The sequence below is a fragment of the Aquimarina sp. AU474 genome (assembly GCF_900312815.1).
GTDB lineage: Bacteria > Bacteroidota > Bacteroidia > Flavobacteriales > Flavobacteriaceae > Aquimarina.
On the sequence record NZ_OMPE01000006.1, the window covers coordinates 154,052 to 172,916 of the forward strand.

Annotated in this window: 15 protein-coding genes; 13 read left to right on the forward strand and 2 right to left on the reverse strand. The window is 33.4% G+C overall.

The features are described 5' to 3' along the window. Positions 1 to 15: 15 nt before the first annotated feature. From DK508_RS05390 to dnaG, 13 genes are all read left to right on the forward strand, one after another. Positions 16 to 2,076, forward strand: a complete 2,061-nt coding sequence (locus DK508_RS05390; protein WP_109299725.1) for a DUF3857 domain-containing protein — start codon at positions 16 to 18, stop codon at positions 2,074 to 2,076. Between the two features lie 2 nt (positions 2,077 to 2,078). Continuing rightward, positions 2,079 to 2,405 carry a nucleotide pyrophosphohydrolase gene (locus DK508_RS05395; RefSeq protein WP_109299726.1) on the forward strand — a complete coding sequence of 109 codons (327 nt, stop codon included), beginning with the start codon at positions 2,079 to 2,081 and terminating at the stop codon, positions 2,403 to 2,405. Positions 2,406 to 2,410: 5 nt separating this feature from the next. Then, entirely contained in the window at positions 2,411 to 2,659 is a 249-nt protein-coding gene (locus DK508_RS21045; protein ID WP_160114570.1) for a hypothetical protein, read from the forward strand. Between the two features lies 1 nt (position 2,660). After that, positions 2,661 to 3,881, forward strand: coding sequence for a 3-phosphoshikimate 1-carboxyvinyltransferase (locus DK508_RS05400; protein WP_109299727.1), 1,221 nt, complete (start codon positions 2,661 to 2,663; stop codon positions 3,879 to 3,881). Positions 3,882 to 4,049: 168 nt separating this feature from the next. After that, positions 4,050 to 5,099 (forward strand): tRNA preQ1(34) S-adenosylmethionine ribosyltransferase-isomerase QueA, encoded by a 1,050-nt coding sequence (gene queA, locus DK508_RS05405; RefSeq protein ID WP_109299728.1) that lies wholly within the window; start codon positions 4,050 to 4,052, stop codon positions 5,097 to 5,099. A 294-nt stretch (positions 5,100 to 5,393) separates the two neighbouring features. Further along, positions 5,394 to 6,320, forward strand: coding sequence for a chalcone isomerase family protein (locus DK508_RS05410; RefSeq protein ID WP_109299729.1), 927 nt, complete (start codon positions 5,394 to 5,396; stop codon positions 6,318 to 6,320). Positions 6,321 to 6,448: 128 nt separating this feature from the next. Then, the gene (gene rlmN, locus DK508_RS05415) at positions 6,449 to 7,489 is read left to right on the forward strand and encodes a 23S rRNA (adenine(2503)-C(2))-methyltransferase RlmN (protein WP_109299730.1); all 1,041 of its coding nucleotides are present in this window, start codon (positions 6,449 to 6,451) and stop codon (positions 7,487 to 7,489) included. An 88-nt stretch (positions 7,490 to 7,577) separates the two neighbouring features. Beyond that, positions 7,578 to 8,555 carry a polyprenyl synthetase family protein gene (locus DK508_RS05420; RefSeq protein WP_109299731.1) on the forward strand — a complete coding sequence of 326 codons (978 nt, stop codon included), beginning with the start codon at positions 7,578 to 7,580 and terminating at the stop codon, positions 8,553 to 8,555. A gap of 160 nt (positions 8,556 to 8,715) precedes the next feature. Continuing rightward, the gene (locus DK508_RS05425; protein WP_109299732.1) at positions 8,716 to 9,285 is read left to right on the forward strand and encodes an RNA polymerase sigma factor; all 570 of its coding nucleotides are present in this window, start codon (positions 8,716 to 8,718) and stop codon (positions 9,283 to 9,285) included. Continuing rightward, positions 9,266 to 10,093 (forward strand): hypothetical protein, encoded by an 828-nt coding sequence (locus DK508_RS05430; protein WP_109299733.1) that lies wholly within the window; start codon positions 9,266 to 9,268, stop codon positions 10,091 to 10,093. The genes DK508_RS05425 and DK508_RS05430 overlap by 20 nt, the downstream gene beginning before the upstream one ends. 74 nt (positions 10,094 to 10,167) lie before the next feature. Further along, complete coding sequence (locus DK508_RS05435) at positions 10,168 to 11,235, forward strand: hypothetical protein (RefSeq protein ID WP_109299734.1); 1,068 nt, start codon at positions 10,168 to 10,170, stop codon at positions 11,233 to 11,235. 605 nt (positions 11,236 to 11,840) lie between these two features. After that, positions 11,841 to 15,026, forward strand: coding sequence for a fibronectin type III domain-containing protein (locus tag DK508_RS05440; protein ID WP_160114571.1), 3,186 nt, complete (start codon positions 11,841 to 11,843; stop codon positions 15,024 to 15,026). 157 nt (positions 15,027 to 15,183) lie between these two features. Then, the gene (dnaG, locus tag DK508_RS05445) at positions 15,184 to 17,145 is read left to right on the forward strand and encodes a DNA primase (protein WP_109299736.1); all 1,962 of its coding nucleotides are present in this window, start codon (positions 15,184 to 15,186) and stop codon (positions 17,143 to 17,145) included. Here the strand turns inward: dnaG and DK508_RS05450 are convergent. Both DK508_RS05450 and nadE read right to left on the reverse strand, forming a co-directional pair. Then, the gene (locus DK508_RS05450; protein ID WP_109299737.1) at positions 17,142 to 17,774 is read right to left on the reverse strand and encodes a response regulator transcription factor; all 633 of its coding nucleotides are present in this window, start codon (positions 17,772 to 17,774) and stop codon (positions 17,142 to 17,144) included. The two genes, dnaG and DK508_RS05450, sit on opposite strands and share 4 nt — an antisense overlap. A gap of 135 nt (positions 17,775 to 17,909) precedes the next feature. Continuing rightward, complete coding sequence (gene nadE / locus DK508_RS05455; RefSeq protein ID WP_109299738.1) at positions 17,910 to 18,698, reverse strand: NAD(+) synthase; 789 nt, start codon at positions 18,696 to 18,698, stop codon at positions 17,910 to 17,912. Positions 18,699 to 18,865 lie beyond the last annotated feature (167 nt).

Sequence of the window (18,865 nt, forward strand, 5' to 3'; positions counted from 1 at the left end):
AGTTAGCTAACCATTATGAACATTATTACTAAATTGATATTAGGATGTATTTTAGTATCATCAATTAATTGCCTTGCGCAGGATTATAAATATGGAAAAGTATCCAAAGAAGAACTTTTAGAACAATCATATGCATTAGATAGTACGGCTAATGCAGTGGTTTTGTATGAGAGCAAAAGAGTATATTACGAATATAACCCTACAGTAAGATGGTTTTTGTTAATAACAGAAGTACATCGAAGAGTAAAACTGTACAATGAAAATGGATTTGAGTATGCATCAGATGATTTTTTGTTGTATAAAAACACAAGAGCCAACGAAAAGGTAAGCGACCTCAAAGGGATAACATATAGTATTGAGGGCGATAAAATTATAAAGACTAAGTTAAAAAAGGAGGGCATATTCGAAAATGAGTTTTCTGATAACTATGATCAGATTAAATTTACAATGCCTGATTTAAAAGATAATTCGGTTATAGAATATAAGTATAAAATAATTTCTCCATTCGTATATAATATGGATCGTATTGTTTTACAGGGGCAGATCCCGATTAAAAAATTAGAAGTCAAAGTAGAAGCTCCTGAGTATTTTAATTTTAAAAAATTTACAACAGGGTATTTGCCTATAAATTTAAAGGAATCATCTTCGGATGGGCAATTTGTATATATTCCTGAAAGAAGCAAAACTGTAAATGTACTGAAAAGAGGAGGAGGAAATGTACGAGGAGAACTTGGATTTTCTTCAAAATATAGAGGGAAACAAAGAACAATAGATTACAAAATTAAAGTAAACACAATTTTGTCTACAGATGTGCCTGCATTCAAAATGGAAGCATATTCAGGTAATGTAAGCAATTATATATCCTCTGTAGTTTACGAATTACAGTTTACAAAGTTTGGTAATTCTGTAGAGAATTATGCTACATCGTGGGAAGAGATTATTAAAAAAATATACTCCAATCCTAATTTTGGGGGAGAATTAAATAAGACCAGTTATTATAAAGATGATATCCAACAATTAGTCGGCGGGATAGGTGATCCTGTAAAAAAAGCAGGTTTGATTTACAATTTTGTAAAAAATAAAATGAATTGGAACGGTAAATATAGCGTTGTTACAAGAGGAGGGGTACGAAAAGCCTACAAGGAAGGAACGGGTAATGCCGCCGAGATTAACCTTATGTTGACTTCAATGTTAAAATATGCGGGAATAAAAGCAAATCCTGTATTGGTAACTTCAAATACCAAAGTTGTTTCTTTGTTTCCTACTTTAGATGGGTTTGATTATGTAATTTCTCGTGTAAAATTACCTAATGGAGGCGCGATTTATTTAGATGCTACAGATAAATATGGTGAACCTAATATTTTGCCTACTAGAGTAATACAAGGTGTAGCTAGAATTATTGCAGAAACAGGGAATTCACAACGTTTAAACCTTCGCCCGGGAAAACCTTCTTTGAATAGAAATAGTATACAATATGAAATAGATACTGATGGTGTTGTAAAAGGGAAATCGAATACGTATCATTTAGACTATTTAGCTCATAATTTTAGAGATAAATATGGTATCTATGATCAAGAATCTCAAATAAAAAGAATAAAAGAAAAGTATGAAATAAATGAATTAACCAATTATGAAGTTAAAGGAACGACTGACTTAGGTAAACCTGTTAATGAACGTTTCGAATTTGTAGTTGATGATCAAATTGAAGTCATAGATAACGAAATGTTCTTTTCTCCTTTATTATTTTTGCGTCATAAAGAAAATATATTCAAATCTGATGATCGAAGATATCCAGTAGATTTCGGGTATGGATTTTCAGACATGTATATGGTAAACATAAAAATACCCGAAGGTTATGAAATTGCAGAACTGCCAGAATCAGGTGGATTTAAATTGCCAGAGGATATGGGATCTTTTTCATTTAATTCAAAATTGGTGAATGGTATGATTCAAATCTCCGTTACAGAGACCATAAATTCTGCAGTTATTTTACCTCAGTATTATCCTGCAGTAAAAGAATATTATAATAAAATCATAGAAAAACAAAGTGATCAAGTAGTACTTAAAAAGATATAATTATGAATATCCAAAATGCACAACAAGCAGTCGATGACTGGATCAAAAATCATGGAGTAAGATATTTTAATGAATTAACCAATATGGCACAACTTACCGAAGAAGTTGGTGAAGTGGCCCGAATTATTGCAAGACGCTATGGAGAACAGAGTGAAAAAGAGAGTGATAAAGGTAAAGACCTGGGTGAAGAATTAGCCGATGTAATGTTTGTTGTGCTTTGTCTTGCAAATCAGACTGGTGTAAATCTTCAAGAGGCTTTTGATAAAAAATTAGATGTCAAAACCAAAAGAGATCATGATCGACACCATAATAATGAAAAACTAAAATAATGTTTTTGACTATACTTTCTTCCAAGAGATATTGGATCACTGTTCTTTATATAGGCTTAGGTTTTATAGTAATATTTAGTGTTATTGAGCACTTTATGCAATATAGCGGAATAGATATAGATACCTTTGTGAAAGAACGAATTGAAAATAGGCAGTGGATGAGATATTTGCTATCTAGATTGGCAGGTGGCCTCCTCTATGGTATGATCATGGGGTATTACTTTGAATTAAGAAAACAAAAATCAAATCGATAAGATGAATTTGAAATTAGAACATATTTCGAATCTAAAGGATAACACTTTACAGATAACAGGTTCTAAAAGTGAAACCAATAGGTTATTACTTTTACAAGCATTGTATCCCAATGTAAATATTGATAATGTATCTAACAGTGATGACTCTCAATTAATGCAAAAGGCATTGACTAGTGATGAAACTATTGTGGATATCCATCATGCTGGTACGGCAATGCGTTTTCTAACAGCTTATTTTGCAGTGCAAGAGGGTAGAGAAACTATACTTACTGGGAGTAAAAGAATGCAAGAGCGTCCTATTAAGATATTAGTAGATGCTTTAAAACAATTGGGTTGCGAGATAGGTTACGAAAAAGAAATAGGATACCCACCCATAAAAATTATGGGAAAAAAACCTACATCAAATCGAGTAGAGCTGCAAGCAAATGTAAGTAGTCAATATATCTCAGCGTTAATGTTGATCGCTTCGTCACTACCAAATGGTTTAGTAATTTCATTATTGGGAAAAGTGACATCAGTTCCTTATATCAAAATGACGTTAAGTTTACTTGAGGATATTGGGGTACAGGGAACATTTGAAAATAATACTATTACGATTGAACCTAATAAAGTAGGTCTGTCCAAAAATATGGTTGTAGAATCAGATTGGAGTTCTGCTTCTTATTTTTATAGTATTGTGGCGTTATCTAGTAATGCAACCCTAACCATTGGGAGTTATAAAAAAGAAAGCTATCAAGGAGATTCTGCCTTGGTAGAAATTTATAAAAACCTAGGAGTAGAAACCATTTTTGGAGAGCAAAACATAACTTTAAAAAAAATACCGGATAGTACGGTTGCGATCCCTGAAGGTTTGGATTTATCAAACTCTCCAGACATTGCTCAAACAATAGTTGTTACTTGCTTTGGATTAAGTATAGGATGTTATCTTACAGGGTTACATACTTTAAAAATTAAAGAAACCGATAGACTTGAAGCATTAAAGGCCGAAATAGAGAAATTAGGTGGAGAAATACAAATCACTCAGGATACTTTGAGGTTGTTACCTACATCTCAAATCAATAAAGGGATTTCTATAGCAACATATAATGATCATCGCATGGCTATGGCTTTTGCTCCCTTAGCGCTTAGAACAAATTTGGATATAGAAGATGCTAATGTAGTTTCAAAATCATATCCAGATTTTTGGACAGATTTGCAGCAATTGGGGTTCAAAACTTTATAGTTTAAAAAAATCTTTAGCTGGTTTATGAATGGTCTACTTACCATTATAAGGGGCATCTACTCCTATGTTATAGGATAATTGTTATATAAGAGATAAAATATATCTCGATTTACTTGACAACGCCTATCACGAGATCGTATATTTGCACCTTCAAAAAAACAGACACGAATGAAGTTATCACATTTCAATTTTGACCTTCCACAAGATTTATTAGCAGAGTACCCGGCAGAAAACAGGGACGAATCTCGTTTAATGGTTCTTAACAGAAAGGAACAAACTATCGAACATAAGCAGTTCAAAGATTTAATTGATTATTTTGAACCTAATGATGTTATGGTGGTTAATAACACTAAGGTTTTTCCTGCTCGATTATATGGAAATAAAGAGAAAACTGGTGCTAGGATTGAAGTGTTCTTATTACGAGAGTTAAATTCTGAAACACGCCTTTGGGATGTACTTGTTGATCCTGCAAGGAAAATACGTATTGGAAACAAACTTTATTTTGGAGATGATGAGAGTTTAGTGGCAGAAGTTATTGATAATACTACATCAAGAGGGCGTACGTTACGTTTCTTATATGACGGATCTTATGACGAGTTTAGACAAAAGCTTACAGATCTTGGAGAGACTCCATTGCCAAAGTATATTAAAAGAGATACAGAACCTCAAGATGAAGAAAGGTACCAAACTATATATGCCAAAAATGAAGGAGCGGTAGCTGCTCCAACTGCGGGATTACACTTTTCTAAACACTTAATGAAGCGTTTGGAGATTAAAGGTGTAGATTTTGCCGAAATTACATTGCATGTTGGTTTAGGAACTTTTAACCCAGTTGAGGTTGAAGATTTGTCAAAACATAAAATGGATAGCGAAGAAGCTTATGTTACAGCTCATGCTGCAAATATCATTAATTCTGGTATAGAGAATAAAAATAAGATATGTGCGGTTGGGACTACGGTGATGAGAGCTCTAGAGAGCTCCGTGTCTTCAGAAAGAACCTTAAACGAATTTAGAGGGTGGACCAATAAATTTATTTTTCCTCCGTATGATTTTAGTATTGCAAATTGTATGATTACTAATTTTCATACACCAAAATCTACTTTGTTAATGATGGTTTCTGCATTTGCTGGTCATGATTTTATTAAGGAAGCTTATGAAGAAGCTGTAAAAGAGAAGTATAAATTTTATTCTTATGGTGATGCTATGCTTATTATCTAAGAAAAAATATTAACATAATCGCAACCCTGTTTAATACATATTTAAACAGGGTTTTTTTTATATATTCTTAAAAATTAAGAGATTAAGATGTTTTTTGTGTAAAAAAAATGCTATTTTCGCCTTCGCAAAAAATTACGGTTTTACCGTAATATAACATAGTGTATTTTGTCGATAAATATTGCATTTTGTCGAAAAAATCATATTGTATATTGTTTATAAAAGGACTTTTTATAGAATTGGATCGTTTTTTGTATGTTCTGAATTGTTAACCTAGAACTAAACCCAAATTGTAACATGAAAAAAGTAATTTATTACGTAATTATTTTTACTACAACCTTCTCCTTTTCACAGACTAAAGTGGGATCGGTACACTTTAATGATGTAGATACTTTTGATGGCTCAGAACTTATGCTTAATGGCGCGGGACAACGAGAAAAAATGTATGCCATGGGGTTGTATCTTGATTTTGAAGTAGATGGAGTGGACGATGGTGTTAGAGTAGCAGAAAAAGATGATAATATGGCAATTACCATAAAAGTTACTTCATCTTTTGCAGGCCCAGAACTAAAAAATATTATTCGAAATGGAATGGAAAGGGCAACAGATGGTAATAGTTACCTATTAGAAAACCAAATTCGAGATTTCTTAAGCCTTCTACCCAAGAAAATAAATAAATTTGATATTTTTAAAATTGTTCATACTAAGGGAGGGAACATTTCAGTTTTTAAAAATAGAGAGTTACTTGGTACTATTAATAGCCCCGAATTTAAGAAGGCGCTATTTAAAATATGGTTAGGAGAAAACCCTGTAGATTTAGAATTGAAAGAAAATTTACTTGCTTCTTATGAACCTAATCCTGTGCTAGGAAAATGGAAGACGTATGATAAAAAAACAGGAGTGGCAATCAACATCGTTCAGATGTATATGTTAAAAGATAAACTTTTTGGTTCTATTGTAGAAATGTTACGCCATTCAGAAAAAGATGATGTGTGTTACGATTGTCAAGGAGATGATAAAAATCAAAAAGTCGAAGGTTTGGTGATCATTAAAAACCTTAAACTCAAAGGAGATAATCGTTATGCGGGAGGAAAATTTACAAACATTAGGAGTGGAGAAATCTCAGATTGCCAGATGTGGATTGAAGAGGATAGTAAAGATGTGCTCTTTGTGAAATACAAAGGAAGTAAGGGAACGCATGAATGGAAAAGAGTAAAGGAATAAATAGTTCAATTTTTGAAATAATATATATAAAAACTCTAATAGTCTTATTAGGGTTTTTTTTAGTTATATAGAATAAAGAAGAATATGTCGATAGAAGTACCATTTTATCTTTTTACTTTTGCAGAAGTATGAGCATGAAGAAAAAAGACATAAGAGCACTTACCAAAGATCAATTGCGATCCTTTTTTGAAGATAGTGGAGATAAAGCTTTTAGAGGTAATCAAGTTTACGAATGGTTGTGGAGTAAAGGAGCACATAGTTTTGACGATATGACAAATATTTCTCTGGCAACTCGGCAAATGCTAGAGGAGAACTTTGTGATTAACCATATTAGAGTAGATACAATGCAACGTAGTAAAGATGGCACTATAAAGAATGCTGTAAGGTTGCATGATGGGTTAATTGTCGAATCTGTTCTTATTCCTACACCTTCAAGAACTACCGCTTGTGTTTCATCTCAGGTTGGATGTAGTCTGGATTGTAAATTTTGTGCTACTGCTCGACTTAAAAGAATGAGAAACCTTAATCCAGACGAGATCTATGATCAAGTAGTGGCAATAGATAAAGAAAGTAGGTTGTATCATAATCGCCCCTTATCTAATATTGTCTTTATGGGTATGGGAGAACCTCTAATGAATTATAATAATGTCCTTAAGGCAATAGATAAAATAACATCCCCTGAAGGTTTAGGGATGTCTCCAAAAAGAATTACAGTTTCTACTTCGGGAGTTCCAAAAATGATAAAAAAAATGGCCGATGATGAGGTAAGGTTTAAACTTGCTGTTTCTTTACACTCGGCTATAGAAGACGTTAGGACATCAATAATGCCCTTTAATGAAAATTTTCCTTTGTCTGATTTAAGAGAATCTCTAGAATATTGGTATTCCAAAACAAAAAGTAGAATCACTTATGAGTATGTAGTTTGGGATAAAATAAATGATAGAAAGGAAGATATAAATGCACTTCTTGAATTTTGTTCTTACGTACCGTGTAAGGTTAATTTAATAGAGTATAACCCAATTGATGATGGAGAATTTCAGCAAGCTTCTAATAAAGCAATAGATCAATATATTAATGTATTAGAGTCCAATGGCATTGTTGTAAATGTGCGAAGAAGTAGAGGAAAAGATATAGATGCAGCCTGTGGGCAATTAGCAAATAAATCATGATTTTTCTTTATTAACAATATTAGCGGTAAACAACAAACAATTTATACTATCTTCGTACTAATTTAGAAATCAGAATTAGGGTCAGGTATTGAAAATTGTAGAGCAAATAAAGCTACCTATTATTGATGAAATGGAACTTTTTGAACAAAAGTTTTCAGAATCAATGTCTTCAAAGGTCGCTCTTCTTAATAGGATTACTCATTATATAGTTAATCGAAAAGGTAAGCAAATGCGACCTATGTTCGTGTTTTTGGTTTCCAAAATGGTTTCTGGAGGCGAGGTAAACGAAAGAACTTATCGCGGAGCTTCAGTCATAGAACTTATTCATACAGCTACTTTGGTTCATGATGATGTGGTGGATGATTCTAATCGCAGAAGAGGTTTCTTTTCTATAAATGCTCTTTGGAAGAATAAAATCGCTGTATTGGTAGGGGATTATCTCTTGTCTAAAGGATTGCTGCTTTCTATTGATTATGGTGATTTTGATTTATTGAAAATCATTTCTGTTGCTGTTCGTGAAATGAGTGAAGGAGAACTTCTTCAAATCGAAAAAGCAAGAAATCTTGATATTACCGAAGAAATTTACTATGAAATTATTCGTCAAAAAACAGCAACTCTTATTGCTGCATGCTGTAGTTTGGGAGCTTGCTCTGTAGCACCAGACAGTAAAGACGTAGAAGATATGAGAAAGTTTGGAGAACTTATAGGTATGTCCTTTCAAATAAAGGATGATCTTTTTGATTATGGAGATGCTGCCATAGGTAAACCAACCGGTATCGATATCAAAGAGCAAAAAATGACATTACCACTTATCTACACTCTTAATAATTGTACCACCGAAAAAAAGAAATGGCTTATTAATTCGGTAAAGAATCACAATAAAGATAAAAAGAGAGTTAAAGAAGTGATCGGTTTTGTTAAAGAAAGTGGCGGTTTAGAATATGCAATTACAATAATGCATCAATTTAAAGACCAGGCATTATCCATTTTAGCCAAATATCCGGATTCTGAATACAAGTCTTCTCTTGAATTAATGGTTGATTATGTAATAGATAGAAAAAAATAATTTTTTTTATTTTAAAAGTATTTATTTGTAAATCAGCGTATTGATTGTTTTTTTACTCTAAATTTATGAACTTAAAAATAAAATTTTAAATTCTCAGACAACCATTTTGTTTTTTATTGCGTCTATGTAGATAGAAGATTAAATCAATTAATTTTTAGTATTGAAAGTTATTCAGTTTTATAAAAGCGAGGCTCAACTCATTAAAAAAGCGGCAAAACAGCATCGAGATGCTCAGCAGCAGTTGTATACCAAATATTCGCCCAAAATGTTAAGTGTTTGCAGGCAATATATACGAGATGTGCATTTTGCTGAAGAAGCAATGATGAGTGGTTTTCTGAAAGTATTCATGAATATTAAAAATTTTAAATCTGAAGGAAGTTTTGAAGGCTGGATAAGAAGAATTATGGTTAATGAATCTATTTCTTTTTTACGAAAAGAAAAACAAATTTTTTTTACCGAAGAGATGACCAGTTATAAAGAAGAATCCTGGAATAATATTAATTCGGATTTAGAAGTAGAACAGATTCAAGAATTGATTGATAGTCTTCCTGAAGGATATAAAATGGTGTTTGTGTTATATGCTGTAGAAGGATACAAACATAGCGAGATAGCTAAAATGTTTGAGATTTCTGAAAGCACCTCTAAATCACAATTATTTAAAGCAAGAAAAATGCTACAGCAAAAATTGAACAAACAAAATAAAATAAGTAATGGCGCCATTGAAATTTGAAGAAAAGATAAAGGAGAAGCTTGAGCAGCGCGCTATCGAACCTACTGTAGGTTCTTGGAAGCGATTAGAAGCTCAATTAGATAAACAACCTCATGCTCGAAAAGGATATAAAACCATATGGTACAGTATTGCTGCAGTTTTTGTTGGAATTATGATATTAGCATTTATGTTTAGAGGGCAGAATTCTGTATCAGGCAATAAGGACACTCAGTTTGTTGATGTCACCAACGAGATCCAAGAAAAGGATAATTTAGAAATTGTTCTTGAAAATGATACCCAAGAACAAGAGGTAAAGGAAAAACATCAAGATCGTTTGGTTGATAAAACAAAAAAGGATATCATACTCAGAAGCAACACGAAAAAAGATATTGTAGTACATAACAATGACCCGATTTCTGAAGATGATACATCCAAAAATCAAATTAATACTAGCATTGCAGCCAAAGTAAAAGATACCTTTAAATTTTCACCACCTAAACAAGAGATTGCCAAAACTATAGTTAAAGAAGGGGAGTTGCCAATAAGTGCTGATATAGTTGAAGATAAAGTGGCAAGTGTAGTAGCGCAAATTCAAGAGTTGAAAAACAATAATGAAGAAGTAACAGAAGAAGAAATTGATGTGTTATTACGAAATGCCCAAAGAGAGATAACATCACAAGAAATATTTAAATCAAATACAGTAAATGCATCAGCACTTTTACAAGAAGTAGAAAATGAAGTTGATGAGACCTTTAAGCAACGAGTTTTTGAAGCGCTTAAGACTAGTTTCCAAAAGGTGAAAACTGCTGTAGCAGAACGGGAAAATTAAATTTATTCATCAATCAAAATCTGTTTAACCCCTCTTTATGAGGGGCTATACAGAACATCAAAAAAATCCATATAATGAAGACCTTAGTTACACTAGCCACAATGGTGGCCATGACATTTTTTGTCCAAATTTTAAATGCTCAAGAAAATACAGGTAATGATAAAGTTATACAATTAAAAGAGCAAAAAGAAAACATAATTGACAATGAAAAAGAAGCATTAAAAAAGAAAGTAGAAGCGATAAATAAAAGGTTAGATGAAAATGAAATCACCTTAGAGGAAGCTCAAAAATTAAAAGAGGAAGCAGCAAAAATGCATGCCCTTAATATAGAAAACAGATTGGCAATTATAGATAATAAGACAGCATTGTTAGAGCGTAATGGGATAGAAAATGTAAACACCGAACTAGGTAATATTTTTATAGGTCTTAGTACAAAAGAAGATAATGCCGATGTGCTGCTGGGGCTTAGAATAAACACGGGTAAAGAAAGAAAGATAAAGTATGATAGACGTACTACTTCAAATTTGGTGGTTGCTTTTGGGCTCAACAATGCCATTGTAGATGGGCAATCATTAGATGATTCGGATTATAAAATCGCGGGGAGTAGGTTTTTTGAATTGGGATGGGCTTGGAAAACAAGAGTTTTTAAGAATTCGAACTTTTTAAGGCTTAAATATGGAATTTCATATACTTCTAATGGACTAAAACCTACAGACAATAGAGTTTTTGTTGAAAATGGAAATCAAACTGTGTTAGAAGAGTTTCGATTAGAATTAGATAAATCTAAGTTCAGAATGGATAATCTTGTTATACCTGTTCATTTCGAATTTGGACCTTCAAGAGTTAAAAAAACAGAAAAGAGTATTAGGTATTATACCGCACGTAAGTTTAGAATAGGACTTGGAGGTTATGTAGGTGCTAATATTAGTACACGTCAAAAATTAAAATATAAGGAGAACGGAGATCGTGTTAAGGATAAAATTAAAAGGGATTATAATACGAGTGATTTGATTTATGGATTAAGTTCTTATGTTGGTTTTGGCGATATGTCATTATATATCAAATATGACCTCTCACCAATCTTTAAAAATGCAGTTATTGATCAAAATAATGTGTCCTTAGGATTACGTTTTGACCTTTAATCGATTACTAAATACGACGAAATAGCCAAGCGACTTCAAAGTGAAAAAACGAAAAGGGTAAAAATACCTACAAAGTGTTAATTAAGAGTTAGCTAATTGTTTCTATAAAAGAATGATATCATTGCGATATTGTTCTTTTGTTTTTTGTGATAAAAAGGTTCAAATTATATCTTCTGAGCCGTATTATGTCTATTACCCTAGTAATGTGCTGGTTTAATCTAGAACTGTAGTTTTGTTAAATAATATACTAAAAATTACAATTTGTTAAATATTTAATAATAATCAAAATCCTTAAAAATAATACGGTTTTTGCGTAAGTTTTTGATTGTAAGTATTTTATGACAACATATTTTTTTGTTTGTAAATGAATTATTCTATATTTAACCAAGTCATTACTGAAGTAATTCTACACATCATTTACTTTAAATAGATTATCATTTTTATTACACAAAGTCTTTCTAAGAACTTTACTCAATATTAAAAGCTTATACTAATTAAATCACACAAACAATTAACCAAATTTCACGCAAATGAAAACAAAATTCTTTTATTTAACATTATTCATGTTTTGCAGTTTTGGGCTTTTCGCTCAAAAAGGTACACCCATGAAAGCAAGCTCAGTTGGCGAAGCGGTTTATATGAGAAGCATACCTGCTATCTCACAAATGGACAACGTTATTTCTGCTAAAGGAAATGGACATGTAGCTCCGGAAAAGCAAAAAGGAAGTAATACTTTTGTACCAGGAAAAGGATTTCCTCAAGTTGGCGGTGACCCGCTTGTTGTGAAGCAAAAAAATGCTACAAAAATGGCCGTAACTGCGCCAGTAGCATCTTTTGATGCTCATATCGGTACAGTGCTAAATGATGCAACAGGTGCTATAGGACCTAACCATTATGTTTATGCATTTAATTCGGGATTTGGTATTCTGGATAGAGCAGGAAACGTTTTGGTGCCAGAAGCTTCATTGGCAACATTATTTCCTGGAGAAGATCTAGGAGATCCAGTTGTAGTATACGACAACTTTGCAGATCGATTTATCATTATGGAGTTTAGTAATACTCCAAATGGATTTTTGATCGCAGTATGTCAGGGACCAGACCCAGTTAATGATGGTTGGTTTACGTACCGATTTAATACAGGTTCTTTCCCAGATTATGAAAAACTATCTATCTGGAGTGATGGATATTATATTACTGCAAATAAGGATCAAAATAATCCAACTACAAATGATGTAGTGTTTGCTGTAGATAGAGATAAAATGTTAGTAGGTGATGCTAGTGCTGGATTAATTGGATTTCCACTACCTGCAGCACAAACTAATGGGTTTTATAGCCCAGGAGGATCAAATGCAACAGGAACTACATTGCCACCAGTTGGTGTAGGGCATTCTATTATTTACTTGCAAGATGATTCATGGTCGGGAGTATCTAATGACCATTTAAAAGTATGGACGACCAATGTTGATTGGACAACTCCTGCAAACTCAACAATTTCACAGCCTCAAGAAATCACAACCGCTCCTTTTGATAGTGTGTTTGATGGAGGTTCTTTCCAAAACCTTGATGAGCCAGGTAATGGTCCTGATATTGATGCGTTACAAGCGACAATGATGTATATGACTCAATATCGTCGTTTTGGAACTCATAATTCTATGGTACTAAACTTTGTTGTAGACTTAGATGGTACAGATAGTTTAGCTGGTATTCGTTGGTATGAGCTTAGACAAACAGGTGATGGTCAACCTTGGACAATTTTCCAAGAAGGAACATATACGCAACCTGATGGCTTAAGTGCATTTTGTGGAAGTATTGCGCAAGATGCTCAAGGTAATATCGGATTGGCTTATACTGTGGTAAGTAGCAGTGTATTTACATCTTTACGTTATACAGGAAGATTATCAAGCGATCCACTAGGAACTATGACTGCTGCAGAGCAAGTTTCTGCAGATGGAGATAGTCAAAATAATAGAGGAGATGGACGTTATGGTGATTATGGTCAAATGACTATAGATCCTACAGATGATATGACCTTTTGGCATATTGCAGAATATATGAAAGGACCTTCTCCTAATGTAAGAAGAAGTCACGTAGTGGCATTCAAAATACAGCCAGATACTCCAGATACAGAAGCGCCTACTGCGCCAACTAATTTGGCGGCTTCTGCTGTAACAGAATCTTCTCTTACGCTTACTTGGGATGCTTCTACAGATAATATAGGAGTTACAGGTTACGATATATATCAAGATGGAGCAGTTGTTGGTACAGTTGCAGGCACTACTTTTGATGTGTCTGGTCTGAGTGCTAGTACATCGTACGATTTCTTTGTAATAGCAAAAGATGCTGCAGGAAATGAATCAGCAGCAAGTGCTACTATAACAGAAACTACATCAGCTCCTGATACTCAGGCGCCATCAGTTCCGGCTAATTTAGTAGAGTCAAATCTTGCAGCTAGTCAAGTTACGATTACTTGGGACGCTTCTACAGATAATGTTGGAGTTACAGAATATGACGTATTACAAGATGGAGTTGTAGTTGCTACTGTTACAGGTACTACAGCAACAATTACTGGTTTAACTCAACAAACAACTTATGAGTTTACGGTAGTGGCAAAAGATGCAGCTGGAAACGAATCAGCAGCAAGTGCTCCTCTTAGAGTGACTACGCCGCAAGCTTCAGGATGTATAAATGGAATTGTTGCTCCGTATAGCGAAAGCTTTGAAAGTTCTATCGGAGACTGGACACAAGACTCTGGAGACGATTTAGACTGGTCTAGAGATGCTAATGGTACGCCGTCTAGAAATACGGGACCATCTAGCGCAGCAGACGGAACATTTTACTTATATGTAGAAGCTTCTGGTAACGGTACTGGATTCCCTAACAAACGTGCAATTCTTAATTCTCCTTGTTTAGATTTAGGAGGAGCAACATCAGCAACATTCTCGTTCCAATATCATATGTTTGGAGCTGCTAATTTTGGATCTCTTGATCTTGAGGCTAGTAATGATGAGGGAGTAACATGGACAAGCATTTGGAATAGAAGTGGAAACCAAGGGAATTCTTGGCAAACTGCTACTGTAGATCTTGCTGCTTATGTAGGTTCTGGATTGCAATTACGATTTAACCGTTTAACTGGAAACACATGGAGAGCTGATGCAGCAATAGATGCTATATCACTTACAACTACAGGAGATCCAGGAGGAAATTGTGCTTCAGGAGATTTAACGTTAAGTATTACATTTGATAACTACCCTCAAGAAACTTCTTGGGCAGTAACTGATGGTGGTGGTGCAACTGTTGCTTCGGAAAGCTACTCAACAGCTAATCCAGATGGATCAACAGTTACTGAAACAATCAGTGGACTAGCAGCTGGAGCATATACTTTTACAATGTCTGATTCATTTGGAGATGGTATGTGTTGTGGATTTGGTAATGGTTCGTACACATTATCAAGTAGTTCAGGTACAATAGTATCAGGAGGAGAGTTTGGAAGTTCAGAAACAACAGACTTCTGTATCGAAGGAGATGCTAGAACTGTAGATACTTATCCATTAACAGATCTGGATGCAAATCAAAAATTGTTTATGGTACATCCAGTGCCTGCTAAAAACTTCTTGAATATTTCTGTTGGTAAAACTCCTTTAGAAAGTGTTGAGATCTTCTCAATGTATGGTCAAAGAGTATATCAAGGTGCCGATTCTCAAATTAATGTTAGTGCATTTCCAGCAGGAACTTACTTTGCAAGAATTACAGGTCCAGAAGTTATGGTGACAAGAAAATTCACAGTAGAGTAATTTTATAATAAACGCGTTAATAACGATTTAATAGTATATGTGAAAAGCCTGGTGGGTCTTAAAACCCATCAGGTTTTTTTATTCTATAACCTAATAAGAGTGTGTCTAAAGAATTATATTATTTTTGCTGCAGTAATAATTATTTAGAAACCATTATATGATCCATAAATCCACTATAGAAGCTGTTTTTGAAACTGCTCGTTTAGAAGAAGTAATAGGGGATTTTGTGCAATTAAAAAAAGCAGGGAGTAATTTTAAGGGATTAAGTCCTTTTAGTGAAGAAAGGACACCTTCTTTCATGGTATCTCCTGTAAAACAAATATGGAAAGATTTCTCCAGTGGTAAAGGAGGTAATGTTGTTGCCTTTTTAATGGAACATGAGCATTTTACTTACCCTGAGGCAATAAAATATTTAGCCAAAAAATATAATATTGAAGTTGAGGAAACTGAGCAAACCGATGAGCAAAAACAACAAGCAGATGAACGAGAAAGTATGTATTTGGTTAGTGAGTTTGCAAGTACATTTTTTCAAAATTCATTACATAAAACAGAACAAGGAAAAGCTATTGGGTTAACCTATTTCAAAGAACGTGGATTTACCGAAGAAACAATCAAAAAATTTAATTTAGGATATTCTCCAGATACTTGGGAGGCCCTTACCTCAGAGGCGATTAAAAAAGGATATCAATTAAAATATTTAGAACAAACAGGTCTTACTGTTGTTAGAGAAGAAAAACAATTTGACCGTTTTAAAGGGCGGATAATGTTTCCGATACAATCAATGTCTGGGAGAGTATTAGGTTTTGGGGGTAGAATACTTACCAATGAAAAAAAGACAGCCAAATATCTTAATTCACCCGAAAGTGATATTTATCATAAAAGTAAGGTGCTTTATGGTATCTATCATGCTAAGCAATCTATTGCAAAAGAGGACAATTGTTATTTGGTAGAAGGGTATACAGATGTTATTCAGTTTAATCAAACAGGAGTAAAAAATGTTGTTTCTTCTTCAGGGACAGCATTGACTGCAGATCAAATTCGATTAATAAGTAGGCTTACTAAAAACGTAACGGTGTTATTTGATAGCGATGCTGCCGGGATGCGCGCATCAATACGTGGGATAGATCTCATCCTTGAACAAGGGATGAATGTAAAGGTTTGTAGTTTTCCAGATGGAGAAGATCCAGATAGTTTTGCAAAACAAAATACTTTTGAAGAGCTATCTAGCTATCTAGATGAAAATGTTCAGGATTTCATTAGTTTTAAAGCTTCTTTGTTACAACAAGAGTCTAAGGATGATCCCATAAAGAAAGCAGAATTAATAAGGGATATGGTAACGAGTATTGCTAAAATCCCAGATGTCATTAAACGAGAAGTTTATGTAAGAGAATGTTCAAGAATTATGGATATTTCTGAAGACGTCTTGTTCGATACTCTTGCTCAGTTACGCAATGTAGATCTCAAAGATCAGCGTAAACAACAAAAAAAGGAACAAAAGCCATTAGAAGTTGTAAAAACTGAAACTCAGAAACAACCTAAAGTAAATAGACAATATGTATTAGAACGGCATATCATAAAAGCTTTGCTCATATATGGTGTACAGGAGGAAGAGTTTGAAGATTTGATCATGAAAGAGAACGAAGAGGGGGAGCTTGTTTTAGAACCAGAAATACACAAAATAAAAGTTTTTGAAAAGATATATCTAGACTTGCAGGATGATGAGATTGAATTTACAGATCAAGTTTTTAAAGATATATACGCGATTTTGATCGAAGAGTTGCATCAAGTAGATGAGTTTAAAATTGAAAGTTTTATCAACAAAATCCAACCCGAAATAGCATCAGAGATTACAGAAATCATGATGAGAGAAGAGCGTTATGAACTTCATAGATGGGTGGATATGGAAATTCATGTAAAACAAAAAACAGATTCTATAGCAGAATATGTAAACAATATAATTCTAAGTTTAAGAGGGTTTTTAATCGATCAAAAAATAAAAGAGCTTTCACAAGAAATGAAAGCTCAGAATATTGAAAGCAATATGAATGTCTTAGAAGATATTAGAGATTATCAAATCCTCAAGAAATTATTGTATAGAAAGCTAAACCGCGTGATTTAACTTATATGCAATAATCTTGATTGATGAATTAAATCTGCAAGATTATCAACTTTAAGCTTTTTCAATAAGCGTGTTTTATATGTACTTACTGTTTTTTCGTTAATCGATAATGTAGTTGCGATATCCTTATTTCGCTTACCAGAGGAAAGTAAATTAAGAACTTCTATTTCTCGAGATGAAAGTTTCTTGTACTTCACAACCATATTATTCTCATTAGCATTTCCATTTGCTAATTGTTGAGTAAGATTGTCATTTAAGTATATTCCACCTCTTGCTACACGTTCGATTGCCTTTTTCAAGGTTTTAGTAGGTACTGTTTTAGATAAATAAGCAGATGCGCCAGCTTTTATAGCACTTAACGCATACATTTCTTCTGGATGAGAACTAAAAATAATTACTTTTATTCCAGTAAATTCTTTTTTAATGGTCCTTAGGGCCATTATTCCATTGATTTGTGGAAGGTCTAACTCCATGATAAGTACATCAGGGGTATCCGATTTGAGCACATCATACATTTCGTTTCCATTACTTACTTTGCCAGTAATCTCATAATCTTCTGAGTGGCGAAATAAAGAAACGATCCCTTTCCTAGTAATTGGATGATGATCAGCGATTAGTACGGTTGTCATTCTTGTTTACGATTGTTATTTTAATTTTAAGATTTTAACATTCTTAGGCTAGGGGTAATTTTTAATCTTTGTGCAAAATTACTAAGAACTATTCCTCGTAAACTTTTTTTTGTTACTTTATCGATAAAGTGTTGGTTATAATAGATTAACGGGTATTTTACAGACAGGTATGGGATTCATTTTATGCTGATTTACGGTATTTAGTCGAGTAAAAATTTTAAATACTTCTTGATGTCTTCCAGAAAAGTCTCCTGTAGTTTTACCTTCAGCTTTCATTTTCATTGCCCATTCTAATTCGTCATACGAAGCTCCGATTTGATCTTCATCACTTCTGCTATCTCCGAATAATCCATCAGTAGGTGCGGCTATTTGAATATCATGGGGTACTTTTAAAGATTTGCCTATAGTATAAACTTCGCTTTTCATTAAATCCGCGATTGGACTCAGATCAACACCTCCGTCACCATATTTAGTATAAAAACCAACTCCGAAATCTTCAACCTTATTACCAGTACCTGCTACTAAATATTTGTGTAGACCAGCAAAATAATATAATGTGGTCATTCTTAATCTTGCCCTGGTATTCGCAAGGGATAAATCAAGTTGAGAACTTGATTCTGCATCAGGTACAGAAGATTTGAATTCTTCAAATACAGGAGTAAGATCTACTCTTGTGTCAGATACGTTAGAAAACCTTTCTTTTAATTGTGCAATATGTTCTTGGGCTCTTGTTACTTGACTTTGAGCTTGATGAATCGGCATCTCAACACATAATGTTTTTAATCCTGTTTTTGCACATAATGAAGAAGTAACCGCGCTATCAATTCCGCCACTTACACCAACTACAAAACCTTCTATATTTGCTTTGGTGGCATATTCTTTTAGCCAATTAGTGATATGGTCAATTACTTTTTCTGTTTGCATGTTGTTGTATTTAGTATAATTGTTAAAAATTGAAGAAAATACGTGTTAAAAATGAATGTCATTTCAAGCGTATACCCTCAAAAGTAATGTTTAGTAATTCGAAATATGTTGTATTACCTTTGTGGTATAAAATTAATAAAAAAAGATGGCGTTCTATAGGAATAGAA